At 65.6% G+C, this 24,679-nt stretch carries 22 protein-coding genes and 2 pseudogenes; 14 read left to right on the top strand and 10 right to left on the bottom strand.

Annotation, left to right across the window (positions count from 1 at the left end; all coding sequences use genetic code 11):
* Positions 1–3: 3 nt before the first annotated feature.
* From CLU88_RS10450 to CLU88_RS10435, 4 genes are all read left to right on the top strand, one after another.
* On the top strand, positions 4–1,122 hold the full coding sequence (locus tag CLU88_RS10450; RefSeq protein WP_233205433.1) for an ABC transporter substrate-binding protein: 1,119 nt from the start codon (positions 4–6) through the stop codon (positions 1,120–1,122).
* The gene (locus CLU88_RS10445; protein WP_099656534.1) at positions 1,119–2,498 is read left to right on the top strand and encodes a sulfatase; all 1,380 of its coding nucleotides are present in this window, start codon (positions 1,119–1,121) and stop codon (positions 2,496–2,498) included. Before CLU88_RS10450 ends, CLU88_RS10445 begins: the two co-directional genes overlap by 4 nt.
* A 98-nt stretch (positions 2,499–2,596) precedes the next feature.
* Complete coding sequence (locus CLU88_RS10440; RefSeq protein ID WP_099656533.1) at positions 2,597–3,535, top strand: CysB family HTH-type transcriptional regulator; 939 nt, start codon at positions 2,597–2,599, stop codon at positions 3,533–3,535.
* A gap of 157 nt (positions 3,536–3,692) precedes the next feature.
* Positions 3,693–5,099, top strand: a complete 1,407-nt coding sequence (locus tag CLU88_RS10435) for an LLM class flavin-dependent oxidoreductase (protein WP_099656532.1) — start codon at positions 3,693–3,695, stop codon at positions 5,097–5,099.
* Positions 5,100–5,221: 122 nt separating this feature from the next.
* Here the strand turns inward: CLU88_RS10435 and CLU88_RS10430 are convergent, their stop codons facing one another.
* Together CLU88_RS10430 and CLU88_RS10425 are read right to left on the bottom strand one after the other, a co-directional pair.
* Entirely contained in the window at positions 5,222–6,868 is a 1,647-nt protein-coding gene (locus CLU88_RS10430; RefSeq protein ID WP_099656531.1) for a rhodanese homology domain-containing protein, read from the bottom strand.
* 41 nt (positions 6,869–6,909) lie between these two features.
* Positions 6,910–7,554 carry a cysteine dioxygenase gene (locus CLU88_RS10425; protein ID WP_099656530.1) on the bottom strand — a complete coding sequence of 215 codons (645 nt, stop codon included), beginning with the start codon at positions 7,552–7,554 and terminating at the stop codon, positions 6,910–6,912.
* Between the two features lie 186 nt (positions 7,555–7,740).
* Between CLU88_RS10425 and CLU88_RS10420 the strand changes: the two genes are divergently transcribed.
* From CLU88_RS10420 to CLU88_RS10405, 4 genes are read left to right on the top strand one after another with little or no spacing between them, the layout of a single operon-like run.
* A complete protein-coding gene (locus CLU88_RS10420; RefSeq protein WP_099656529.1) occupies positions 7,741–8,766 on the top strand; it encodes an ABC transporter substrate-binding protein in 1,026 nt (341 codons plus the stop codon).
* 20 nt (positions 8,767–8,786) lie between these two features.
* Positions 8,787–9,890 carry an ABC transporter permease gene (locus tag CLU88_RS10415; protein ID WP_099656528.1) on the top strand — a complete coding sequence of 368 codons (1,104 nt, stop codon included), beginning with the start codon at positions 8,787–8,789 and terminating at the stop codon, positions 9,888–9,890.
* The gene (locus tag CLU88_RS10410; protein WP_199173439.1) at positions 9,884–10,699 is read left to right on the top strand and encodes an ABC transporter ATP-binding protein; all 816 of its coding nucleotides are present in this window, start codon (positions 9,884–9,886) and stop codon (positions 10,697–10,699) included. Before CLU88_RS10415 ends, CLU88_RS10410 begins: the two co-directional genes overlap by 7 nt.
* A gap of 49 nt (positions 10,700–10,748) precedes the next feature.
* Positions 10,749–11,960 (top strand): cytochrome c, encoded by a 1,212-nt coding sequence (locus CLU88_RS10405; protein WP_233205432.1) that lies wholly within the window; start codon positions 10,749–10,751, stop codon positions 11,958–11,960.
* A 98-nt stretch (positions 11,961–12,058) separates the two neighbouring features.
* Here the strand turns inward: CLU88_RS10405 and CLU88_RS10400 are convergent, their stop codons facing one another.
* Positions 12,059–12,451, bottom strand: a complete 393-nt coding sequence (locus tag CLU88_RS10400) for a VOC family protein (RefSeq protein ID WP_099656527.1) — start codon at positions 12,449–12,451, stop codon at positions 12,059–12,061.
* 21 nt (positions 12,452–12,472) lie between these two features.
* Positions 12,473–12,934 (bottom strand): SRPBCC domain-containing protein, encoded by a 462-nt coding sequence (locus CLU88_RS10395; RefSeq protein ID WP_099656526.1) that lies wholly within the window; start codon positions 12,932–12,934, stop codon positions 12,473–12,475.
* 281 nt (positions 12,935–13,215) lie between these two features.
* Here CLU88_RS10395 and CLU88_RS10390 point away from each other — a divergent pair, with 281 nt between their 5' ends.
* The 3 genes and pseudogenes from CLU88_RS10390 to CLU88_RS10375 form a co-directional block, all read left to right on the top strand.
* Positions 13,216–14,322 (top strand): LLM class flavin-dependent oxidoreductase, encoded by a 1,107-nt coding sequence (locus CLU88_RS10390; RefSeq protein ID WP_099658783.1) that lies wholly within the window; start codon positions 13,216–13,218, stop codon positions 14,320–14,322.
* Between the two features lie 50 nt (positions 14,323–14,372).
* Positions 14,373–14,816: pseudogene (locus tag CLU88_RS10385) on the top strand (ABC transporter substrate-binding protein); the annotation flags it as partial.
* A gap of 276 nt (positions 14,817–15,092) precedes the next feature.
* Positions 15,093–15,455: pseudogene (locus tag CLU88_RS10375) on the top strand (ABC transporter substrate-binding protein); the annotation flags it as partial.
* A 660-nt stretch (positions 15,456–16,115) separates the two neighbouring features.
* On the opposite strand, the gene CLU88_RS10360 reads toward CLU88_RS10375, so the two are convergent.
* The gene (locus CLU88_RS10360) at positions 16,116–17,531 is read right to left on the bottom strand and encodes a leucine-rich repeat domain-containing protein (protein ID WP_099656525.1); all 1,416 of its coding nucleotides are present in this window, start codon (positions 17,529–17,531) and stop codon (positions 16,116–16,118) included.
* A gap of 374 nt (positions 17,532–17,905) precedes the next feature.
* Between CLU88_RS10360 and CLU88_RS10355 the strand changes: the two genes are divergently transcribed.
* Together CLU88_RS10355 and CLU88_RS22775 are read left to right on the top strand one after the other, a co-directional pair.
* Entirely contained in the window at positions 17,906–18,472 is a 567-nt protein-coding gene (locus CLU88_RS10355) for a hypothetical protein (protein ID WP_099656524.1), read from the top strand.
* Between the two features lie 291 nt (positions 18,473–18,763).
* Complete coding sequence (locus CLU88_RS22775) at positions 18,764–19,180, top strand: hypothetical protein (RefSeq protein ID WP_143225975.1); 417 nt, start codon at positions 18,764–18,766, stop codon at positions 19,178–19,180.
* A 315-nt stretch (positions 19,181–19,495) separates the two neighbouring features.
* Here the strand turns inward: CLU88_RS22775 and CLU88_RS10345 are convergent, their stop codons facing one another.
* The 3 genes from CLU88_RS10345 to CLU88_RS10335 form a co-directional block, all read right to left on the bottom strand.
* A complete protein-coding gene (locus tag CLU88_RS10345; RefSeq protein ID WP_233205431.1) occupies positions 19,496–20,089 on the bottom strand; it encodes a nucleotidyltransferase family protein in 594 nt (197 codons plus the stop codon).
* 93 nt (positions 20,090–20,182) lie between these two features.
* On the bottom strand, positions 20,183–20,413 hold the full coding sequence (locus tag CLU88_RS10340; RefSeq protein ID WP_099656521.1) for a hypothetical protein: 231 nt from the start codon (positions 20,411–20,413) through the stop codon (positions 20,183–20,185).
* 63 nt (positions 20,414–20,476) lie between these two features.
* Positions 20,477–21,415, bottom strand: coding sequence for a LysR family transcriptional regulator (locus CLU88_RS10335; protein ID WP_099656520.1), 939 nt, complete (start codon positions 21,413–21,415; stop codon positions 20,477–20,479).
* Between the two features lie 96 nt (positions 21,416–21,511).
* Here CLU88_RS10335 and CLU88_RS10330 point away from each other — a divergent pair, with 96 nt between their 5' ends.
* Positions 21,512–22,729: an MFS transporter gene (locus CLU88_RS10330; RefSeq protein WP_099656519.1), complete on the top strand. Its 1,218-nt coding sequence runs from the start codon at positions 21,512–21,514 to the stop codon at positions 22,727–22,729.
* Between the two features lie 108 nt (positions 22,730–22,837).
* On the opposite strand, the gene CLU88_RS10325 is transcribed toward CLU88_RS10330, so the two are convergent.
* Positions 22,838–23,443, bottom strand: a complete 606-nt coding sequence (locus CLU88_RS10325; protein WP_099656518.1) for a molybdopterin-dependent oxidoreductase — start codon at positions 23,441–23,443, stop codon at positions 22,838–22,840.
* Between the two features lie 86 nt (positions 23,444–23,529).
* A complete protein-coding gene (locus CLU88_RS10320; RefSeq protein ID WP_099656517.1) occupies positions 23,530–24,567 on the bottom strand; it encodes an ABC transporter substrate-binding protein in 1,038 nt (345 codons plus the stop codon).
* Between the last annotated feature and the right edge of the window lie 112 nt (positions 24,568–24,679).

Genomic DNA, 24,679 nt, shown 5'->3' with positions numbered 1-24,679 from the left:
TGTATGACACAACAAAAAAATCCCTCCCCCTCTGCCCCTTCCCTGGCGCGTGCTTGGTCTCGCCGGGCCGTGTTGGCCAGTGGTGTTGCCACCCTGGCGGCGCCCATGGTGCTGCGCGCGCAAACCCCGGCCAAGGTCATTCGCATTGGCTCGCCTGATTTGGGCACGGCGGGCAAACCATCGCCTGGCAGCAGCGTGCTGGCCGTGGTGCAGGCCCACAAGTGGCTCGAAGAAGAGTTTGAAAAAGACGGCATCAAAGTCGAGTGGAACTTTTTTCGCGGGGCGGGCCCGGCGGTGCACGAGGCGGTGTCTGCCAAGCAGCTGGATGTGATCTCGCTGGGAGACCTGGCCGCCGTGATTGGCCGCGCACGCGGCCTGCCAACGCGCTTCATCACCGCATCGGGCCGGGGCAGCAACAGCTACCTGGCCACCGCACCGGGCGTGTCCATCCACACCGTGGCCGACCTCAAGGGCAAGAAGGTGACCGTGCTCAAGGGCACGGCCTACCAGCGCCCATTCGACAACCTGCTGGCCAGCGCTGGATTGACGGAAAAAGACGTCAAGCTCATCAACATGGACTGGCCCAGTTCCAAGGCCGCCGTCGTCGCCGGGCAAATTGACGCCACCTTTGGCGGCGCCGACCTGTTCCTGCTCAAGGACAAGGGCGTGAACATTGCGCTGAGCACCAAGGGCCGTGGCCCCGCCTACACCATCAATGCCGGCATTTTGGCCACGGATGACTTCCTGGCCCAGCAGCCCCAACTGGCCCAGCGCCTGGTGCGCCAACTGGTGCGCGGCGCGCAGTGGGCGTCGCAAGAGAAAAACCGCGACGCACTCATCAAGCTGTATGCCGACAACAGCGGCAACCCCGAGGTGGCCTTCCGCGAAGAGCTGGCGGGCGATAGCCTGGGCGCCCGTTTCTCGCCATTGCTGGACGACGGCTTCATTGCGGGCTACCAGGGCGTGCAGGACGACGGCCTCAAGCTCGGCCTGATTCGCCAGGGCTTTGATGTGAAGGCCTGGTTCCAGCCCGCACTGGTGCAGCAGGCCATCAAGGACCTGAAGCTGGACAAGCAATGGGCCGAGACCGATGCCACCGGCAAGGCCAAGGGGGCTGCATGAGCACCGTTTCCACCCCGGCCACCGCTGGCACACCTGCCACACCCGCCACAGCGGCGCAGCGCCCCAACATCATCTTTGTGCTGGCCGACGACCTGGGCTGGGCCGACCTGAGCGTGTACGGCCAGACCGACTTCACGACCCCGCACCTGGACGCCCTGGCTGCCGAGGGGGTGCGCTTTACCCAGGCCTATGCCAACTCGGCCGTGTGCTCGGCCACGCGTTTTGCGCTCATCACCGGCCGCTACCAGTACCGCCTGCGCGGCGGGCTGGAAGAACCCCTGGTGCGCAAGGCCAACGTGCACGGCCTGCCGCCCGAGCACCCCACGCTGCCCTCGCTGCTGCGCGATGCGGGGTACGAGACCGCCTTGATCGGCAAGTGGCACTTGGGCAACCTGCCGAACTTTGGCCCGCTCAAGAGTGGCTACAACCGCTTCTTTGGCAACTACGGTGGTGCCATCGACTACTTCACGCACAAGCCCGCTGTGGGCGAGGCGGTGCCGCGCGACCTGTACGAGGGCGAGGTGCCGGTGGAGCGTGTGGGCTACTACACCCAGCTGCTGGCCGATGAGGCATCCGACTGGCTGCGCGCGCGCGATACGGGCAAGCCGTTCTTCTTGTCGCTGCACTTCACTGCGCCGCATTGGCCGTGGGTGGGGCCCGAGGACGAAGAAGTGTCGCGCAACCTCAAGGACATCTTTCACTACGACGGTGGCAACCTGCAGACCTACGCCAAGATGGTGCGTTCGCTCGACCGCGCCGTGGGCCAGGTGGTGCAGACCCTCAAGGAGCAAGGCATTGACGACAACACCATCGTCGTCTTCACCAGCGACAACGGGGGCGAGCGCTTTTCCAAGACCTGGCCCTTCACCGGCCAGAAGACCGAGCTGCTCGAAGGTGGTATTCGCGTGCCGACGCTGCTGCGCTGGCCTGCGGGCCTGCAGCCCCAGGTGAGTGAGCAGGTCACCGCCACCATGGACTGGCTGCCCACGCTGCTGGCCGCTGCCGGTGTGCAACCCGACCCGGCCTACCCCCCTGACGGTGAAAACATCCTGCCCGTGCTGCAGGGCCAGGCACCGGAGCATCCGCGCACGCTGTTCTGGCGCTACAAGTCGCAGCGCCAGCGCGCCGTGCGCGAGGGGCGCTTCAAGTACCTCAAGATCAACGACAACGAGTTCCTGTTTGACGTGGAGGACGACACGCTCGAGCGCGCCAACCTGCGCAGCAAGCACCCCGAGGTGTTCGAGCGCCTGCGTGCCGCCTGGGATGCGTGGAACGCGCAGTTCCTGCCCATCACCGACGAGGTGGTGACGCACGGCCTTTCGCCCGACATCCAGGCCGACCGCTATGCGCCCGACCTGACGCGGCGCGGCATGTAGGGCTTGCGTGGCTTGCAGGGGCGGTGTGCCGTGCCCACCGCCACCTGCCCTTGCCGAGTGCTGACTGTGAACCCCCCCTTGCGAGAGAACAATCCAAAATGAACTTCCAACAATTGCGTTCCGTTCGCGAGGCCGTGCGTTGCGGCTTCAACCTGACCGAGGTGGCCGCCTTGCTCTACACCTCCCAACCTGGCGTGAGCCGCCAGATCCGTGAGCTGGAGGAAGAGCTGGGCGTCGAGATTTTTGTGCGCGCAGGCAAACGGCTGACGGGCCTCACGCCCCCTGGCCAGGCGGTGCTGCCGATTGTGGAGCGCCTGCTGCAGGATGCCGACAACCTCAAGCGTGCCGGGCAGGACTACAGCTCCAGCCACGAAGGGCGCTTGTCTATCGCGGCCACGCACTCGCAGGCGCGCTATGCCTTGCCCCATGTGGTGCGCGATTTTCGGGCCATGTTCCCGCAGGTGTCGTTGCACCTGCACCAGGGCTCGCCCAAGCAGGTGGCCGAGATGCTGCTCAGCGGCGAGGCCGACATTGGCGTGGCCACCGAGGCGCTGTCGCACTACGACGCCCTGGTCACCCTGCCTTGCTACCGCTGGACGCACAGCATCGTGGTGCCTCCAGGTCACCCACTGCTCGATGTGCAGGGGCCCGTCACGCTGCAGCAGCTGCAGGCCTTCCCCATCATCACTTACGAGCTGGGCTACACCGGCCGCTCGCACATCGACGAAGCCTTTGCACGCGAGGGGCTCAAGCCCGATGTGGTGCTCTCTGCCATGGACGCCGATGTGATCAAGACCTACGTGGAGTTGGGCATGGGCGTGGGCATTGTGGCCTCCATCGCGGTAGACCCCGAGCGCGACCGACACCTGCGCATGCTCGATGCGCGCCACCTGTTCGAAGTCAACGTCACCCGCCTGGGCGTGCGCCGGGGCACCTGGCTGCGCGGCTATGCCTACAGCTTCATCGAGACCTTTGCCCCCACGCTGACCCGCGAGGCGGTGGAGCGTGCCGTGCGGGATGTGCCTACGCCAGAGTGACGGGGCGTGCGCGGCGTCTTGGGCAGGTGAGGCGCCGCATATCCATATCTGTTTTGATTCCTTCGCGCTGCGGGCAGGCCTTCCTAAGCTGCTGGTGCGACCAGCGACGACGTATGCCGGATGCTGGTTTTCATTCACCACTGCCCCAGGCCGCACCATGACCCAAACCCCATCGTCCCCCGCTTCCAATCGTTCATCCCATCCCCGCCAACTGGTCTTCGGCTTCGTCTTGCACGGCGTGGGGGCGGGCTGGGGCGACTGGCGCCATCCCAACGCGGTGGTCGATGCCAGCGTCAACTTTGGCTTCTACAAAGAGCAGGCGCAACTGGCCGAGAAGGCGCGATTTGACTTTCTGTTTGTGGCCGACAGCGTGCACATCACCGAGCGCTCCAGCCCGCATTACCTCAATCGCTTTGAGCCCCTCACCATCCTGTCGGCCCTGGCCGGAGCCACCTCGCACATTGGGCTGGTGGCCACGGTGACGGCCAGCTACAGCGAGCCCTTCACGGTGGCGCGCCAGTTTGCGTCGCTCGACCACATCAGCGGCGGGCGTGCGGGCTGGAACGTGGTGACCTCGTGGCTGGACGGCAGCGCCCGCAACTACAGCCGCAAAGAGCACTACGACCATGGCGTGCGCTACCGCCTGGCGCAAGAGCACCTGGACGTGGTCCAGGGCCTGTGGGATTCGTGGGAGGACGATGCCCTGGTGCGAGACAAGGCCACGGGCCAGTTTCTCGACCCCGCCAAGCTGCACCGGCTGGACCACCAGGGCGAGTTCTTTTCGGTGGAAGGGCCGCTGAACATCAGTCGCTCCCGCCAGGGGCAACCGGTGATCTTCCAGGCCGGTGCGTCGGAAGACGGCAAGCGCTTTGCCGCGCAGCGCGCCGATGCCATCTTCTTCCATGCCGACACGCTGGAAGAAGCCCAGGCTTACTACCGCGATGTGAAGGCCCGTGTGGCCGCCGAGGGGCGCGACCCAGCCAAGGTGTTCCTGCTGCCCGGCATCCGTCCCATCGTGGGCCGCACTGCCGAAGAGGCCGAGCGCAAATACGAAGCATTGGCCGCCCTGGTGCCCATCGAGAACGCCATTGCGGCCCTGGCCCGGCCGTTCAACGACCACGATTTTTCCAAATACCCGCTGGACGCGCCTTTCCCAGACCTGGGCGACTTGGGCCGCAACAGCCAGCAAAGCGCCAGCGACAAGATCAAGCAGCACGCCAAGGCCCATGGCCTCACGCTGCGCGAGGTGGCCCTGTGGCACGCCCGCCCCAAGCGCACGTTTGTGGGCACGGCCGAGCAGGTGGCCGACGAGATCCAGCGCTGGTTTGAGCAAGGCGGCGCCGACGGCTTCAACTTCTTCGAAGCCCTGCCCAACACCTCACTCAAGGACTTTGCCGAACTGGTGGTGCCCGTGCTGCAGGCGCGCGGCATTTACCGCAAGGAGTACACGGCCCCCACCTTCCGGGGCAACCTGGGCCTGCCCGTGCCTGTCAACCGCTACACCGCTGCGCGTGCAAAGCCGGGCAAGGTGGCAGACCCTTTGCCCGAGGCGGTGGCCGCATAGTTCGCGCGGGGGCACCGTCCCCATGCCCCGCTGAAAGACAAAAGGCCCGGAGTGAAAGCTCCGGGCCTTTTGTCTTTCCAGCACCCTGGCGCTGCAGGGCATCCGGCCATCCTGGCGATCGCTCAGATCACCCGGAACCCATGCGTGCCGTCACGCCCCAGTTGTTCCACCAGTCCAAACTCCCAGTCCAGATACGCCTGCATCGCCTCGCGTGGGCTGTCCGTGCCTTCGTAGGGGCGGCGGTAGCGGTCAATGCGGGGCGAGGCCAGGTGGGTTTCGCCTTGCTCCAGTGGCAGGCCTTGGGCAATCCAGGCCAGGGTGCCGCCTTCGAGCACCTGCACCGTGGCGCCGGTGAGGCGGGCCACATCCACCGCCGCGTAGCGGGCCAGCAGGCTGCTGCCGCAGGTCAGCACATAGTGCGGCGCTTTGGGAATGGTTTGCAGGGCCTGCGCCAGTTGCGAGCGCACCACAAACCACGCGCCGGGGATGTGGCGCAAGGTGTAGTTGGCGCTGGTGGTCAGGTCTAGCACCACGGTCTGGCCGGGGGCCTCCCGCTGTAGGCGCTCTGCCAGGTCGGCGGGGGTGATCCACTGCGCGGGCTCCAGCAGCTCAGGCACGGGCTGGGGTGCCGGGCGGGTGTCGTGGAAGTCGGCACTCTGCAGGCCGTCCAGCACCCACACATCCCAGCCCATTTGCGCCAGCCACGATGCACTCATGTTGGCGCGCACACCGTCGTCGTCCACCAGCACCAGGCGGGCTCCACGCACGGGGGCGGTGTGGTCGGTCTCTTGCACCAGCTGGCCGCCGGGCGCATTGCGAAAGCCCGGCACATGGCCCCGGTTGAATTCTTCGGGCGTGCGCACGTCCAGCAAATAGGTGGTGCGCTCGGCCTGCTGTGCAAAGGCGTGCAGGTGCTCGGTGCGGGCGCGCTTCACTGCGGCGCGGTCGGCCACTTGGCGGGCGCCTTGCGCTGCGGCGGCGCGCTGCTCGGGCGTGTCGTGTGTGTGGTGCGTGGGCTGGGTGTCAAAGCGGCGGCTGGCGCCGCGTTCCAGCTCCTGGCCCGCCAGCAGCCAGCCAATGGTGCCGTTGCGCAGCGCCGCAATGGGGTTGGGCAACCCGGCGTTGATGAGCGACTGCGTGCCGATGATGCTGCGTGTGCGGCCCGCGCAGTTGACGATGATCTGCGTCTCAGGCCGGGGTGCCAGCGCCCGTGCGCGCAGCACCAGCTCGGCCCCTGGCACGCTCACGCCGGTGGGGATGTTCATGGTCTGGTACTCGTCAAACCGGCGCGCGTCCAGCACCACCACGTCGGCCTTCTGGTCGATGAGGGCCTTCACTTCTTGCGCAGGCAGCGAGGGCGTGTGGCGCTCTGCCTCTACCAGCTCGCCAAACGATTTGCTGGGCACGTTCACGTCGATAAAGACCTCGCCCCCGGCATCGCGCCAGCCTTGCAGGCCCCCGGCCAGCAGCGCCACATCGGTGTAACCCAGGCGCTGCAGAGTGCGTGCTGCCGGTTCTGCAAGGCCTTCACCATCGTCATACACCACGATGGCCGTGCTGCGCCGGGGGATGCGGGTGTAGACCTCGATCTCCAGCTTGCCTGCCGGGAAGTTGGCGGCAAACAGCGGGTGGGCCTGGGCAAAGGGGTGTTCTTCGCGCACGTCGATCAGGGCAATCTCCTGCTGCGCCAGCAGGGCGTTGCGCACATCGGCGGTGGTCTTCAGGGGCACATGGGGCGCTTCTTGCGATAGGGGCTGGGCTTGGGTCATGGGGGTGAGGCAAAGAAATCTGAGGGGGCGATTGGGGCGATTCAAGGGGCTGGCTGGGACGTTGCGGTGGCTGCGCGCAGCGCGGCATTGCGCTCGGCCGACAGGTCCCACAGGTTGGGCAGCTCGGTGTTGCTGTAGCCCGAGACAAAGGGCTTGCGCGTGCCGTCTTCCAGGTACACCGACCGCTCCACCGCGCCAATGTTGGCGCCATACACATGGATGCTGATGGACGTCTGGTTGGCCAGTGCGTTGCTCACGCGGTGCACATCGCCAATGCGGGGTGACACCGCCTCCACCTGGCCCGGCAGCAGCCGTGTGGGCGCGCCTTCGGGGGCCCAGCGGCCTTCCGGGGTTTTGGCGTAGTGCTGGGCCACCTCTGCGCCGCGCAGCATGCCAATCAGGCCCCACACCGTGTGGTCGTGGATGGGGGTGGACTGGCCCGGCCCCCACACAAAGCTCACGACCGAAAAGCGCCCCAGCGCATCGGCGTGCAACAGGTACTGCTGGTAGCGGTCGGGGTGCGGCTTGGCATAGGCGGCGGGCAGCCAGTCGTCGTGCGCCACCAGACGGCCCAGCAGGGCGCCGCCGCGCTCCAGCACATCGGGCTCGGTGGGGTTGCGCTGCAGCAGCGCGGCCAGCTCCTGCACAAATTCGCGCAGGCGGGCGAGGGTGGGGGTTGTGCTCATGTTCGCATTGCACCGCATTTGCGGCTTTTGTGCTGCTGAAACTTTTGCATATCGATGCGTGATTTTGTTCGTTCTCCCGAGCGCGGGTTGGCCTTGCAATAGCGCCACGGTCGATAGGCACGGGTTCATCCCTGCTTTGGCGTTTCACAGGCTTCAACAGTTTCACCGCATTCACAGGAGGTTCGCATGGGCAAGGATCAAGGGACAGCAGCATCGGGTGGTTGGTCGCGGCGGCGCGTGCTGCGCACGGCAGCACGCGCAGGGGTGGCCGGTGCAGCGGCCGTGGTGGGCAGCAGTGTGCTGGCCCAAGGCAGCAAACTGCGCCCCCTCACGCTGGCGTGGAACGCCAACGCGGTGTGCCTGTCTGCCGTGCCCGTGGCCATTGAGCGCGGCTTTTTTGAAAAGCAGGGGCTCAAGGTCGAGCTGGTGAACTTTGCAGGCTCTACCGACCAGTTGCTTGAAACCATTGCCACCGGCAAGGCCGATGCCGCCGTGGGCATGGTGCACCGCTGGATCAAACCGCTGGAGTCGGGCCTGGACGTGAAGCTGGTGGGCAGCAGCCACGGCGGCTGCTCGCGCCTGGTGGGCTACAGCCCGGCGGGCATCACCAGCATTGCCAAGCTCAAGGGCAAGACGATTGCAGTGTCTGATCTCAACAGCCCTGGCAAAAATTTCTTTGCGGTGCTGCTGACCAAGGCCGGGCTGGACCCAGAAAAAGACGTGAGCTGGCGCCAGTTCCCCGGCGACATGCTGGGCCTGGCGGTAGAAAAGGGCGAGGCCCACGCCATTGCCGATGGCGACCCCAACCTGTTTTTGATCGAGCGGCGCACCAAGGGCCTGGTGGAGCTGGCCACCAACCTCTCGGGCGAATACGCGGCCAAGACCTGCTGCGTGGTGGGCGTGGGTGGCAAGCTCATCCGCTCCGACAAGCCTCTGGTGGCTTCACTGGTGCGCGCCATCAACCAGGGCTCGGAGTTCGTGGCCGACTATCCCAACGAAACAGCGCGCATCTATAGCCCCTATTCCAAGGTGCCGGTGGAAGACCTGCGCGCCGTGCTGGGCACCCTGACGCACCGCAACCACCCCAGTGGCGTGGCGCTGCAAAAAGAGGTGGAGTTCTACGCCCGCGACTTCAAGCTGGTCGGCGTGCTCAAGCCCAGCACCGATGCCGCGCGCTTTGCGCAGCATGTGACGGTGGACGTTCTGGCCTGAACGCGCGCAGGAGTTGCACCATGGCACACAGCACCACCCTCACACCCACGGGCCTGCCAGTAGCGGTTCCTTCCGCCTCAGGTCCCTCTGCACCGCTGGCACGCCCATCCCTCCCTGCCTCCGCGCACGGAACGCCCAAGGCTGCGCCTGTAGCGGCTGCACCCTCCGCCCGCCTGTGGTGGGTGGGCCTATTCGCCGCACTGGGCTGGACGGCGCTGGGCGCCATCACTTGGTTCTGGCCTAACCTGCCCGTGGGCTTTAGCGACTGGGCCTACACGCAGGAATTTGCCGTGGCCGCCTGGGGCGTTGCCGCTGTGCTGTGGCTGCTGGTGGCCTGGCCAGGACTGCTCGGGCGCCAGGCCGCACGCTTGCGCGGCGCAGGCCCCTGGCTGGTGGCCATTGCCGTAGGCCTGGCGGTGTGGGAGGTCTACACCGCCAAGCTGGGCACGCTGCCCCCGCCTTTCTTCGCCCCGCCGCAAAGTCTGGCCGAGGTGTATGTGACCGACTGGGCGCGGCTGCTCGACAGCGCGTGGAACTCGCTCAAGCTGCTGGCGCTGGGCATTGCGATAGGCGCGAGCGTGGGCTTTGTGGTGGGCGTGCTCATGGGCTGGTCGCGCCGTGCCAATTACTGGATTCACCCCGTGCTGCGGGTGCTGGGCCCGGTGCCCACCACGGCGCTGCTGCCCATCTCGTTTTACTTTTTCCCATCGAGTTGGTCCACCGCCATCTTTCTGATTGCGCTGGGCACGGCCTTTCCGGTGGCCATCCTCACCTGGTCGGGTGTGGCCAGCGTGCACAAGAACTACTACGACGTGGCACGCACCATGGGCGCATCGCAGTGGTTTCTTGTGCTGCGCGTGGCGATTCCGGCATCGCTGCCGCAGGTGTTTGTGGGCCTGTTCATGGGCTTGGGCGCGGCGTTCTCCACGCTGGTGGTGGCCGAGATGCTGGGTGTCAAATCGGGCCTGGGCTGGTACCTCACCTGGGCGCAGGGCTGGGCCAGCTACCCCAACATGTATGGCGCGCTCATCATCATGGCGCTGCTGTTTTCGGGCGTGATTTCGCTGCTGTTTGTGCTGCGTGACCGGGTGTTGTCCTGGCAAAAGGGGATTGTGAAATGGTGACCTCAACCCACGTCCCTGCAGCCCCCGCTGCGGAAGCTAAGGCGGCCACCTCCACGGGCGCGCGCATCGACGTGCGCAACGTGAGCCACTGGTTTGACCTGCCTGGCGGCGCCCTGCAGGTGATTGACGAGCTGGACCTGACCATTGAGCCCGGCGAGTTTGTGGCCCTGCTGGGCCCCAGCGGCTGCGGCAAATCCACCCTGCTGCGGCTGGTGGCGGGGCTGGAGCCCGCCACGGCGGGCGAGCTGCTGCAAGACGGCGCACCCATCACCCAGCCTGACCCATCGCGCATCGTGGTGTTCCAAGACCCCACGCTGTTCCCCTGGCGCACCGTGTGGGACAACGTGGCCCTGGGTCTGCAGGCGCGGGGCTTGCTCAAAACCCATCGCCATCGCGTGGACCAGGCCCTGCAACTGGTGGGGTTGGAGGCCTTTGGCAAGGCCTTTCCGCACCAGCTCTCGGGCGGCATGGCGCAGCGTGTGGCGCTGGCACGGGCCCTGGTCAACGACCCCAGCCTGCTGGTGCTGGACGAACCCCTGGGCAAGCTCGACTCGCTCACCCGTCTGGCCATGCAGACCGAGCTGGTGGACCTGTGGCAGCGCACCGGCTTTTCGGCCCTGCTGGTCACGCACGATGTGGAAGAAGCCCTGTTCATGGCGCAGCGCGTGGTGGTGCTGTCGGAGCGGCCCGCCACCATCCAGCAGGTGCTGGTGAACGACTTGCCCTACCCGCGCCACCGGGGCCACCCGCGCCTGGCCGAGCTGCGGCACCAGGCGCTGGCACTGCTGGGGCTGGACGCGAGTTGGTGACGACCGCGTTTGACTTTGCCACAGCCCTTTGCCGCAGCGTGGGCGCTGCATGATGGCCTGGACCTTGCCCGCTGATCTGTTGGACGCCTTGCTGGCCCTGGCCCAGCGCAGCCAGCAAGCCCTGCAAGCAGCACTGCACGCCGTGGGCTGGCTGCCCGAGGTGCACGGCCAGCCCGCGTGGCCGTGGGCGCAGCGCCTGGCGGCCGAGGTGCTGGCGCAAGAACCCCAGCTGGCCCGCCAGGCCACAGTGCTGCTGGCGGGTGTGCTCGGCTTGGGGGTGCTGGCCCTGTTGGCGCTGCGCTGGCGGTGGGCGCGCTGGGCCTTGGCCCCGGCTTTGTTGGTGGTCGCCTTGACTGCTCCTTGGCCCGCGCTGGCCCTGCTGCAGGCCCCGGCTGTGCCCACCAGTTGGCACCGCTCGCCCACGGGGTTCACGGTGCAGTCCATCACGCAGGGGGCGCACATCTACCAGCAGCAGTGCGTGCGCTGCCACGGTGCTGACGGCAAGGGCGAGGGGCCCGATGCCGCAGGCTTACCCATGTGGCCGCCCACGCTGAACGGATCGTTGCTGTGGAAGCGGCTGGAGGGCGAGCTCTTCTGGCGCGTGCGCCACGGCATGCAGAGCGCTGCGGGCGTGCAGACCATGCCCGCCTTTGCCGACCTAGCCGACGAGCAGGTGTGGCAGGTGCTGGACTACCTGCAGGCCCACGCGGCAGGCCAGCTGCTGCGCGACACCGGCGCCTGGGCCCAGCCCGTGCGCATGCCACAGGCACGGGTGCACTGCCGCAATACGGGGGCCACCAGCGTGCGCCAGCTGCAAGGCCAGCGCCTGCGCGTGGTGCTGGGCGGCACAGCGGCCGCGCTGCCGCCGGACGACCCGCGCCTGCTCACCCTGTGGGTGCCCGCCCAGGCGGTGGCGGCTGCCGACCCTGCCGACCGCGCCGAATGCACTGTGCAAGAGCCCGATGCCCTGCCTGTGCTGGCCTGGGTGCTGGGGCAAGTGGCCGATGGTGAGCAGGGCCTGCAAGGCGTACGTGGCGCGCAAATGCTGGCGGACCGCAACGGCTGGCTGCGCGCCCGTGCGCTGCCAGGGCAGGGCGGGTGGTCGGAGGATGACCTGGTCTGCCGTGCCGCTGGGCCCGCCAATGCGGCTCCCACCCGGCCAGTAGCATCCACACCGCCCGCAGCTGATGGCCTCGAAGCCCTCATCCGCCGCATGGACGCCGAGCCCGTGCGCCTGCGCCGGGGTGGCTTTCCACATTAGGGTGTGTGGTGCAGTGGTGCACCGTTTACTCACAATTTGATAGCTTCTAGCGCTTATGGATAGAGCGCTAGGTGCCGTTTGGGTTAAATATCTTGGCGCTATGCCACCCCATGCGAGGCCACGCACAGCTTGTTGCCATCCGGGTCCCGAAAGTACGCACCGTAGTAATTCGCGTGGTACTCGGGCCGCAGGCCCGGGCGGCCTTCGCACTGGCCGCCCAGGGCGAGCGCCAGCGCGTGTGCGGCATCCACCTCGCCTCGTGTGGCGGCCATAAAGGCCACCATCTGGCCGTTGCCTGGGCTGGGGACTTCGCCGTTGAAGGGGCGGGCAATCACAAACAGCGGCCGGGGCCCTGGCGTGGACTCCCACCCCGCCCAGGGCCGCGCGGCATCGCAAAAGCGCTCTTGGGCGCCCAGCGTTGCCAGCACCGGCCGGTAAAACGCCAGGGCGCGTGCAAAGTCGGAAATACCCACGAACACATGGGAGAGCATGGCGTTATTCCTCGGTGCGGGCTACGCCCGTTGCGACTGGCTGAGCAACACCACTTGCAGCCGGTCCAGGTTCTGTTCGTTGGCAGGCACCACAAAGTCGCGCAGCTGGGCGGCCACCTCTGCACTGTCAAACGTTTGGGCCCACGCCAGGTGCGTGTGGTTTTCACCTTGCGGGCGCAGCTGCACCGTCAGCGTGAAATGCGGGGCCACCACATGCTCAATCACCACCAGTGCATCGGGCTCGATGGCCCGGAAAACGCACTCGTTGGGGTAGTGCTTGCCGTCCGGGCCGTGCATCACAAACACCCACCGCCCTCCAGGCGTGAAGTCGAACTGCTCAAAGGCATTGCTGAAGCCAGCAGGCCCCCACCAGCGGGCCAGTAGCTCGGGTTGTTTGAACGCTTGAAACACCTTGCGCGGGCTGGCGTGCAGCACGCGTTCGGTGGCCAATGTGGCGGCGCTGGCTTGGGGGGTGGATGGCATCGGGGGCTCCTGGCTGGTTGAGGGGGCTCGTCCTGTCCGTCTGTGGTTGCGCCTCGGTGCGGCGCAGTCACGCTTGCAATGTCCTGGGCTCGCCACCACACGATCAGCACCTTTCGCCGCTTTCCCCGCTTTCGCGGGTTTTGCGTGCTGTGCTTGCCTTGCGGTGGCCAGGTATGCAAAGCCAGAGTTTACAAACACGTTTTTCTTCGTTGGCGTGGCCGGGGCGGGCGCAGATCATGGGCTGCAACTTTTCCCCCTCTTCCCTGTTCCAGGAGCCCGCTATGTCCGTCCAGTTCATCGGCATGATCCAGCCGCACGAAGTCTCTGAAACCATCACCCGCAAAGGCCCGGCAGTCGATCCAGCCTACGTGCGCGTGTTTGCGCAGGCGCACGAGCACGCAGGCTTTGACCGCATTCTGGTGCCCGCCAGCTCCTCCAGCCCTGACACGCTGCTCACGGTCAATTACGCCGCTGCCGTCACCGACAAAATCAAGTTCCTGCTGGCCCACCGCCCCGGCTTTGTGGCGCCCACGCTGGCCGCACGCCAGCTCGCCACGCTCGACCACTACACCGGCGGCCGCGTGGCCGTGCACTACATCACCGGCGGGTCGGACGAAGACCAGCAGCGCGATGGCGACTTTGTCGGCCACGACGAGCGCTACGCCCGCACCGACGAGTACCTGGGCCTGCTGCGCCAGGTGTGGACGGCTGACAAACCCTTTGACCACGAAGGCGCGTACTACCGCGTCAAAGGCGCGTGGTCCGAGGTCAAGCCCGTGCAGGCACCCTACGTGCCCATCTACTTTGGCGGTGCATCCGCCCCCGCCTTGCAGGTGGCGGGCAAGCACGCCGATGTGTACGCCCTGTGGGGCGAATCGCTGGAGCAGGCGGGCGACCTGGTGCGCCGCGTGCGTGCCGAGGCCGCGCGCCACGGCCGCACCGTGCAGTTCAGCATCTCGTTTCGCCCCATCCTGGGCGCCACCGAAGACGAAGCCTGGGCCCGCGCCTACCGCATCCTTGAAGAAACCCGCCGCCTGCGCGTGGACCAAGGCTACGCACGCGGCGGCCCCCAGCAAAGTGAGGGCGCTCGCCGTCTGCTGGCCGATGCCGCCAAGGGCGATCGCGTGGACGAACACCTGTGGACGGCCATTGCCCGCGAAACCGGCGGACGCTCCAACACCACCTCGCTGGTCGGCACACCTGAGCAAGTGGCCAATGCCCTGCTCAAGTACTACGACCTGGGCATCACCACCTTCCTCATCCGGGGCTTTGACCCGCTGTTGGACACCATCGCCTACGGCCGCGACCTGCTGCCCCTGGTGCGCGCCAAAGTGGCCGAGCGCGAAGCCGCACGCGCCGCCCAGCCCGCCGAACGCAAGGCCGCGTGATGCCCGTGCATCCCCTTGCCGACGTGCAACCCACGGAACCTGCAAACGCTATGAGCCCGTTGATTCCCACCGCCCCGATCCACCCCGCACACGGCACCCGCCGCCGCTGGCTGCAGCAGATGGGTGCCGCATCGCTGGGCATGGCAGGCACCTTGTCGGGCGCTGCCACCTGGGCTCAAACCAGCGCCCAACCCAGTGGCCAGGCCGCCCTGGTGCTGGGCGACCAAGCCGGTGGCCTGCGCGCCCTGTTCGAGGCATCGCGCACGCTCGACGGCGCGTCCTTTGCCTGGCGCTGGGCCAACTTTCAGGGTGCAGCCCCGCTGTTTGAAGCGCACCGCAGCGGCGCGGTAGACACCGCCATGGCGGGCGACCTGCCCGTGCTGGCCGCCGCCGTGGGCAAGACCCCGCTCAAGATCGTGGCCACCCGCGTCGGCCAGCCCGACTCGCTGGGCATCGTGGTGCAAGGCGACTCGGCCCTGCGCAGCGTGGCCGATTAAGAACCTGTTCCAAGTCTTTTTGGAGTTGCACAAGTGCCTTGCCGGGATGGGATGCTAGGCGCAGCGTGCAGCCAATAGCCCGTGCTATTGGCAAGCGGTGCAACGCCGCAGACCGCCCGGCAAGACACTTGCCCGAAGGGTTGGAGTGAAATCGGGCGATTGGACGCCCCGGCTGCTTGCATGGGCACGAGCCCATGCGGCGCACCCGAAGCATCCACTCATCCCGATTGCACTCCAATGCAATCTCCAAAAAGACTTGGAACAGGTTCTACGGGCAAGACGGTGATCGTCTCGTCCGCACGCGGCAGCATCTCGCAATACCAGCTCTACGGCGCGTTGGAAGAAGCGGGCGTCAAGCGCGAAGAAGTCACCGTCAAGTTCGTGCTGCCCACCGATGCCGCCGCCGCCTTTGCCTCCAGGCAAATCGACGCCTGGGCCATCTTCGACCCGTACTACACCATCGCCCTGCAACAAGGCGGCCGCATCCTGCGCGACGGGCGCGGCATCAACACCGCGCTGGGCTTCATCACCGCCACCGACACCGCTCTGGCCGACCCCGCCAAACGCGCTGCCATCGTGCAGTACCTCGACCGCCTGGCCCGCGCAGGCGAGTGGGCCCTGGCCAACCGCGAGGCTCAGAACCTGTTCAAAGTCTTTTTGGAGATTGCATTGGAGTGCAATCGGGATGAGTGGATGCTTCGGGTGCGCCGCATGGGCTCGTGCCCATGCAAGCAGCCGGGGCGTCCAATCGCTCGATTTCACTCCAACCCTTCGGGCAAGTGTCTGGCCGGGCGGTCTGCGGCGTTGCACCGCTTGCCAATAGCACGGGCTATTGGCCGCGCGCTGCGCCTTGCATCCCATCCCGGCCAGACACTTGTGCAACTCCAGAAAGACTTTGAACAGGTTCTTCCCCAGGTCTACACCCAGCTCACCCGCCTGCCTATCGAGGCTGCTCGCACCATCACCGGCCGCGCCGCCATCGCGGCGCGGCCAGTGACGCAGGCCGACGTCACGGCCCTGCAAACGGTGGCCGACCGATCCGCGCGCGACGGCATCTTGCCTGTGCGGGTGGACGTGGCGGCGATCACGGACGCGCAGGTGTGGCGCGGGGCTGCGTGATTGGGTTAGAGCCTTAAATTTGAAGAAAAAATGGCTCTAGCGCTTGATGGCTAAGCGCTAGCAGCTATTGAAATGAGAGCGATTTTGATCGCTGCTTTGGCTTCCTCAAGGCTGGAGGGCGTGGGGCGGAGCCCCGCAGCTTGCCGGGCCCATGCCATCCCCGCCGCTCTGAACGTCTCAGGCTTTCTTTTTCTCCAAACGCGCCAGCGTGGCTTCATACGCCAGCAGCACATCCGGTCTTTCTTCAGCGGCCGCATTGAAGCGGCTGGCCAACGCGGCGGCATCGGCCTTGCGGCCCAGTTGGCCAATGGCCTTGAAGATCTTTTTCATGAACGCGGGGTCGCCGCCGATGATTTTCTGCTCAAAGCGCAGCAGGTCGATGATGGGCTCCACCAACTGCGCAGACTGGGTCTTGCCCACCACGTCGAGCAGGTGCTTGCAGAGGTACAGATAGTTCTCAGAGAAGCCCTCGCGCTCGTTGAAGAAGGCGAGGAACAGCTCGGTGCAGGCCGGGCTGGCGATACCCGACAGGACGCACATGATGATCTCGTGCTCGGACTCCATCTTGCCGACGTAGAAATCCTCCTGGTAGGTGGGCCGTGCCAGCGCTGTGTAAAAGCACTCGGTCATCGGCGCGATGGTGCGCTCGCCGTATCCACAGAGCACGTGCACCAGCAAGTCCGACATCGCTTGGTCTGGGCGCAGGCCGTTGGCGACCATGGCGTGGAATGCGCCCTCCGCCGGGTGCGCCAGTGCACCGCGCAGTGTCGCTGCGTCACCACGCCGATTCAATAAGCTGGCGAAGGCCCGGCCCAGCAGCGCCAAATCGGTGATGGCGTAGAGCGCTGGCCAATCATTTTTCGCCATCAGGTCGGCCACGTGGCGCGTTGCCTTAAGGTCTTCTGCGACGGGCTCCCCCCTGGGCCATTCATCCTGCTTAAGCCGCAGGGCGATCTGCTCTTCGCGGTGCTGTGGGTCTGCGTAAAAGCTGGTGAATTTTCTGCCCGCTAGCGGTGCCAGGCTGGTGACGGGATTTTCCTGCACGTCCAGGTCCACCACGGCCGGGCATGCGGCCAACGGGGACAGATCGGTGATCTGGTTGCGCTTGAGCTGCAGCGTGGCCAGGCCGGGGTAGCTTTGCACAAAGCCCAGGTCTGAGATGAGGTTGTCCGATATGAACAGGGCCTTGAATTGCGGCAGGTCCAGCCCCGCCGGAAACGCTGTCAGCTTGTTGTGCCACAGAAACAGGTGGCTCAACACCTTGAAGCCGTTGAGTGCATCAAAGTCTGAGAACCGGCAGTTGTCGATGATCAGCGTCCCCAGGCGGGGCAGTGTCCGCAGCGCCTGGAGGTTGGTGAACTTCAGCCCCTCCAGCTCCAGCTTGCGCAGGCTGGTGATGTGGGCGATGCGCGCCAAGTCCAAGGGCTCTTTCATCTTGCTGCGGTCCAGCGTCAGTTCGAGCACATCGTCGCAGTCGGCAATTTGGTCCAGTTCTTCACTGGTGAAGCGCTCCAGGCGCAGGCCCTTGGAGTGGTTGAGTACCTTGACGCGGGAGTAGATCGAGTCGGTCCACTTGGATTTGAGCTGGGCCATGGTGTCAGGTTGGGTGTGATGGAACAGTGGGCACAAAGCGCCCGAAAAGCGAGCTGCCAGCGTGAAGCGGGCTGCGTCCGTTGATCATAGGGGGCATCCCTGCGAACGCAGTGGACAGGTTGTCCAGTGGGCGCGTTGTATCAGCGGGAAGACGGATTTGGCCAAGTCGCGACGGCCACCTCCATGGGATACACGCCGAACTTCATTTGTTGTTGAGCCGGGTCTCTGCACCAATGAAAACCAGAGGGCCAATGTGGCGCAAAAAAGCAGAGTGAGTCGATCCCCTCAGTCGATTGGCACAGCCAAAGCTTGTGCTTCCCTTGCTTCGCTCCGACTGCACCTTGATTGTTCGTTTGGCGTCTACAGTTCGCCCAATGAAAATCGCACTTCGAATCGCCTTTCTCCTGTTCGTGGTTGTTCCGGTTGCGGCTTGGTTCATTGTCAAGCCAGTTCGCGTCATCGCACCGGCTGCCTTCGGGATGCAATGCGCCAACAATTCCGTCTGCGTGGAGACCCCGGAGAAACTGCCGGAAGCAACAACGCTCTATCGCGAGGCGCTCTCATTCGTTCACAACCATGTCGGCCCCATGAACGGCCAACCTTTGGTGGTGTTCTGCTCAACGCAAACCTGTGCCGATCAGTTTGGCTTAGGGGCCAGGTCTGCCGTCACCGTGGGCACCATGGGCACTGTCATCGGCCCTAAGGCTTGGCATGTGCATTACGTACGGCATGAACTCATTCACCATTTGCAAGGACAACAGTTTGGTGTCTTGCGTCGTGTCTTCATGCCACCTTGGCTGATTGAGGGCATGGCCTATTCACTGAGTGAAGACACCCGTGCCACGTTGGCAGAGCCTTGGCAGGAATACCGTGATCAGTTCAACAAATGGCTTGCGTCGGTGGGCCGGGAGAACCTGTGGAGTGCTGCAAGTAGTTTGTAGTCTTCGTCGTCTGCGCTCTGAGTCGCACTAGCGGCCCGAATCTGTTCTACAGAGAGACCTAAGCCAAGGTCCGCATCTGGCTCACCCGCTTGCCCGCTGAGCCCGTTCGCATCATCACGGACCTTGCCGTGGCCTCCAGGCCGGTCACTCTGATTGCTTTGGGCCCTGAGCAGTCCGTCTCAAAACAGCGGCAAGGCGGACAGTTGATGAGTCCGACCCTTCACTTACGGGCCTGCTTGTCGCGCAGGCTATATTGGTCGCACAACTGCGATTGATCGAAAGACCAGCTCTATGCGTGTATCGCTTGTCATCAGAAATTCAGCAATCGCCGTATTCATCGCATCACCGGTGGCGCTTTCTCTTGGGTCGGTGTACTCCGCTTTGCTTGCCCCTAACGACATTCGAGAGCCTGCAACAGCTTGGGTGCTCATCGCCCTGGCATCAATGGCGACGGCAATCAATCTTCACCTTTCGTTTTTACGTCCTGCGCTGTACGCCATGCTCCATGGCAAATCAATGAAAGGCTACAAGCATGCTTCTGGGATTCCCCTGGTTGGTTCAATCCTTGTATCGATTGCAGTGTTAGTCGCCTGGGGAAAGCTGTCGGTAGCTGCCACGAGTTTGCTGATACTTTTCGCCGACACCGGGAGCGTTTTTTGGTTGTTTGCAGCCCTTGCTCGTGACAGATCATTTTGGAGCGAATCGTAAGGCGCTTGACTCGTTACGCGAACTCCTGGCTTGCTGCCGCCGTGAAGAAATCAGTCAGAAGGATGTGGCGCTTGCGTGCTGGCAGGGTCAACGCATTCAGGCCGAAGGCCCAAGGTGTGTTCTTTGCGCGCCTGTTCAAGGGATGGGACCCAACCGCCATCGGCTTCAATCTCGCCGATGCAACCCCAGCAGTCACCGCCGCAATCTTGAGACAACAGGTCGCCGCGCCTGTCTAGCTCGCGCCCACAAATTTGACACTTTGCCATTGGTCTTGAGTATTCAGCATGAACGGCCGGTTGTGGCCGAATCCCGCCTTCAACCTGCGTCAATAGAAAGCAGCGGCCACCGCGCACCAAACCGCTTCGATTCGATGCGTTGTTGATAGGTTGACACGCTTGCCCTGAGCGGATTGTGTCTGACCCGAAGGTCGAACAAGTCTTCAAGCCCATGGGGTGCGACCACTCCTATCGAATCCTCGGCGTCCAGGTTCACGCCGACACAGGTGGCGAATTCTGGCCACGTTGCCACGCCTTCTTCAAGGGAACCGAGCGCAGGCACTACCTGTCCGAGGTGATCGGCGAACCAGTGGTGCACCGTGGCCTGGTTGGTGACCTCCCATTTCAAGGCTGGCAGGAGCGAACGCAGACGGCTCTCAAGACGGGCCTCTTGATGGGGTGCGTCAGCCGCGTCATCGAAGTAGACGACATCGACGTCTTCAAGGGCGGACGGTTTGTCAAACCCATGGAGGGTGTCCCACACCAGCGACCGTACGGCACCAGCGCCGATGCACCAAGAACCCAGGCCTAGCGAGCGGACTGCCACCAATGCAGACATCAAGCCTTCGGAGGACCGCACCATTGCAACCAGCCTTCGCTCCAGCTCTGGTTGGGGGTTTTGACTGCGTGGCATGGTTCTGTTTGATGTCGGGAATGCCAAGCTGTGGCGGCGTCGCTGGTGAAGGTCTGCGCTGCGGCAGACCACCATAAGTTGTGCAGGACTTCTCTAGCCCTGCTGCCCAGGTGCAATCTCAAAAACATCTCCGTTCGTCGGTGTTGCCGACTCGTGATAGATGTCGTACAGATACTGCGCCAGCTCGGCCGGAGGCACATCAGAGGGGATCGCGAGGCCTGCGGCGCGGCGCTTGCCTTCGTTGCCTATGTGGTAGGCGGTCCAGGCGGTACCTGAGCGTTCGATGGCGATGATGCGTCCAAAAACATTAAAGCGGTGCGACATGGAGGAGGCGGCTCCTTTGGTAACTGCGTGACAAGTGGCTTGCTTTGGCGGGGGGCAATGGTCTCATGACCCCACCGCCCGCATCCCCACCAACCCCGGCATCGCCCCCCGCATTGCCTCCAAAAACAACCGCAGCCTTGCCGGATAAAACCGCGCATACGGGTACACCAGGTACACCGGCAGCGGCGCCGCATGCCAGTTGGGCACCAGGTGCAGCAAGTGCCCCTGCCGCACGTCGTTGTCCACGATCCACGCCGATGAAATACACGCCCCTAGTCCGGCCAGGGCGGCGCTGCGCAGGGCGTACAGGCTGTCGGTGGCCAAACGCGGGGTGATGCCGAAGGTGTGGGCTTCGCCGCCGGGCTCTTGTGTCAGCGTGACCTCGCGGCGGTAGAAGGTGCTCAGGGCCAGCCAGGGCAGGGGCTGCAGGTCTTGGGCGTGCTGGGGCGTGGGGCGCCCGGCCATGAGGGCGGGGGCGGCCAGCACGATGCGGGGCACTTCGGCCAGGCGCACCGCGACCACGCTGGGGTCGTCCACCGCGCCGACCTGGATGGCGCAGTCGATGCCTTCGGCGATGAAGTTGGGGCGGCGGTCGTGCAGCATCCATTCCACGTCCACCTCGGGGTAGCGGCGCAGGTAGGCCATCAGCGGGGCGATGAACTGGTCTTGCCCAAAGGCGTGCGGCGCCAGCACGCGCAGGGTGCCGCGCGGGGTGTCGGCCGTGCCGCGCAGGTCGTCCTCCATGGCGCGCCAGTCTTCCAGCAGGGCCTTGGCGTGGGCAAAGCAGCGGTCGCCGTCTTCGGTCAACTTCATCACGTGGGTGGAGCGCTGCAACAGCTTGATGCCCAGGCTGCGCTCCAGCGCCTGCAGGCGGCGGCTCACGGTGGGCTGGCTGGTGCCCAGTTGCTGGGCGGCGGCAGACAGGCTGCCGGTCTCGACGATGCGGATGAAGGTCTGCATCAGCTCGATGCGGTCGGCGCCGGGTGGCAAAGCATTGGTCATGCATGCAGCGTATAACAAATCTGCAGCGCAGCCCACTACCCAGCGCGCCGCCACTTGAGAACAATCGGCCCCTTCGTTGGCTGAACAGGGGTTGAGATGTCTTCCATTCAAAGTGCGCATGAAAACGGTGCGGCGGGTGCAGAACGGGCTGTGGGGGTGGTGAGTGCGCCGCTGCTGTTGCTGCTGGCCACCACGGCGGGGCTGAGCGTGGCGTCGCTGTACTACAGCCAGCCCATGCTGGGCGTGCTGGGGCCCGACATGCAGGCCGACAGCCGCGTGGTGGGGCTGGTGCCCACGCTCACGCAGCTGGGGTATGCGCTGGGCATCTTGCTGCTGGCGCCGCTGGGCGACCGGTTTGACCGACGCCGCATCATCGTCATCAAGTCCATCGCGCTGATGCTGGCGCTGCTGCTGAGCGGCCTGGCGCCTGGCATGGGCGCGCTGCTGGCGGCCAGCCTGGCCGTGGGGCTGGCGGCCACGGTGGCGCAGGACGTGGTGCCCGCTGCTGCCACGCTGGCCCCGGCCGCACAGCGCGGGCGCATGGTGGGCATTGTGATGACGGGGCTGCTGCTGGGCATCTTGCTGTCGCGCGTGGTCAGCGGCTTTGTAGCGCAGCAGTGGGGCTGGCGCACGGTGTATGTGGCGGCGGCGGTGGCCATTGCACTGCTGACGGTGGCCGTGTGGCGCGGGCTGCCGCGCTTTGCGCCGACCACGCAGCTGGGCTATGGCGCGCTGATCGGATCGATGGTGGCGCTGTGGCGCCAGCACTCTGCGCTGCGCCGTGCGGCCTGGGCGCAGGGGCTGCTGGCCGTGGGCTTCAGTGCGTTCTGGTCCACGCTGGCGGTGATGCTGCACAGCCAGTTTCAGCTGGGTACGGCGGCTGCGGGTGCGTTTGGCCTGGCCGGGGCGGCGGGGGCACTGGCCGCACCGTTGGCCGGGCGCCTGGCCGACAAGCGCGGGCCCGAGGTGGTGACGCGCTATGGCGCCGGGCTGGCCGCCGCGTCGTTTGCAGTGATGGCGCTGGCACCGCTGCTGCCTGCGCAGGCCCAACTGGGGTTGATTGTGGCCAGTGCCATTGGCTTCGACTTTGGCGTGCAGGCCACGCTGGTGGCGCACCAGACCATCGTGTACGGCATCGACCCTGCGGCGCGCAGCCGGCTCAATGCGCTGTTGTTCACCGGCATGTTCATCGGCATGTCGGCCGGAGCGGCGCTGGGCAGCCTGGCGTTGGCGCAGTGGGGCTGGCTGGGCGTGGTGGCCCTGGCCACGGCGGGGTCGCTGGCAGCGCTGGGTGTGCGGCTGGCGGGCCGGTGATGAGCAAAAAGTGCCTCTAGCGCTTGCGGATAAAGCGCTAGAAGCTATTGAAATGATAGCGATTTGGCCAGCGCTAACGCCCAACCGCTGGGTTCGCACACCGGTGGATCAGGCCTTTTGCACGTCGATGTGGTACAGGCCCCAGGGGCACAGGGCAAAGCGTTCCTTCAGGGTTTTGCCCTGGAAGGCGGGCAGCACATCGGCGTCATACACGGCCCACTGCGGGCCCAGGCCACCCAGGGCCATGGGTTGGCCGTCAATGTGGGTGGCCACCAGCATGCGGTAGGCATGGGCATCGGCCAGGCTGATGTTGACGGTGTAGCCATCCACGGCGCGCAGCACCAGTTGCACGGGGCTGTTGGCGGGCACGCCCGCAGCGGCCAGCACGGTGGTGAGCAGCGGGCCCTGCAGGGTGTGGCGCTGGGCGTCGTACTCCAGCGTGGGCCGGATGGTGACCTGGGGCATGCGCTGCAGCGCGGCAGCGTCCAGCGCGTAGGCCGCGTTGAACTGAATGCCGTGCTTGCCCATCATCTGGTCGATGGTGGTGTCCAGCGCGCCCCGGTTGGGCTGGGTGATGGCGCCGCTCACGGTCAGCAGCGTCGGGCCGCGCAGGGCGGCTTTGGGGGCTGCTTTCTGGGCCGCCTGGCTGGCGCTGGCCGCACCCCACAGGCCTGCCAGGCCCACGCCAGCCGCCACAAAATTGCGTTTATTCATCGCTGTCATCCTGGTCCCCTTCTGCGTCGGTTGAGGGCCGGATGGTAAGCGGTCAGCGTGCCGTGCCGTGCTGGGCTGGCTGTGTTTTATGCAGCCTTTGCCACCTGTGCGGCCAGGGGCGCGACCAGCGCGGTCTTGAAGCTCTTGTCCCACAGCGGCGCCACCTGCGCAGGCCCGTCCAGCACGCCCAGTTGCAAAAAGGTGTCGGCTACGGCCTGGTGGCCTTGCACCACGCTGTCGTCCACGGCGCGCAGGTCGTAGTCGTTGCTGCGGTTGTTCCACAGCTCAATCAGGTCGCCCACGGCTACGCGGGTTTCGGCCGACTGGGCCTGGGCGTAGGCCAGGTAGTTGCTGTTGGCCCACAGGTAGGCGCGGCGCAGGCGTTGCAGGTAGTCGGCAATGGCGGCGTGTTTGAGCGGGTCGTCCACCGCACGCGGGTTGGCGTAGATGGGGAAGTTGCCCGAGAGGTAGCCCAGCCCGGTTTTGAGCACGCGCGCGCCATAGCGCAGTCGCGCCAGCTGGCCGTTGTAGCCATAGATGGCCCAGGCGTCCAGGTCGCCCCGGTCAAAGGCCGAGAGTCCATCGGCCGGGGTGAGGTTGATGGCCTGGATGTCGTTGAAGCTCAGGCCCGCCTCGGCCAGTTGCTTGCTCAAAAAATAGTGCGATGTGGTGGCACGCACATAGCCCACGCGCTTGCCCTTGAGGTCGGCAATGCGCTGGATGGGCGCGTCCTTGCGCGCCAGCGTGACCTGGTTGTTGAGGTCTTCGCGTACCACGGCGATGAAGCGCACCTGCGCCTTTTGGCGCGCGGCAAACAGGGCCGGGATCTCGCTGCCCGAGCCCACGTCCAGTGCATCGCCGTTCAGGGCCTCGATGTGCAGCACGCCGTTGTTGAGCTCGCGCCACTCGATGCGGTACGGCGTTTGCCCCAGGCCTGCAGCGGTAATCAGCGGGCGCCACAGGCCCTTGTAATAGCCGATGCGCAGCGTGACTTTGGAGAGGTCGGCCGCCGTGGGGGCCGGGGGTGCGGCCCAGGCGGGCATGCTGGCCGTGGCGGCCCAGGCGGCGGCGCCCAGGCTGGCTTGCAGGAGGTGGCGGCGGTTCAGTGGATGGGTGTCAGACATGGCAGTGGGGCAGGCAGGTTAGCCGGGTCGATGGAGAAGACCGCGAGATTCGGCCAAGCGCGGCCACTGTGCAAAGACTGTTGCGTAGCATCGATATGCAAGAAATGAGGGC

Source organism: Acidovorax sp. 56 (genome assembly GCF_002749705.1).
Taxonomy (GTDB): domain Bacteria; phylum Pseudomonadota; class Gammaproteobacteria; order Burkholderiales; family Burkholderiaceae_C; genus Acidovorax.
The sequence above is the reverse complement of the archived record's forward strand: the minus strand, read 5'-3'. Positions and strand labels throughout refer to the sequence as shown.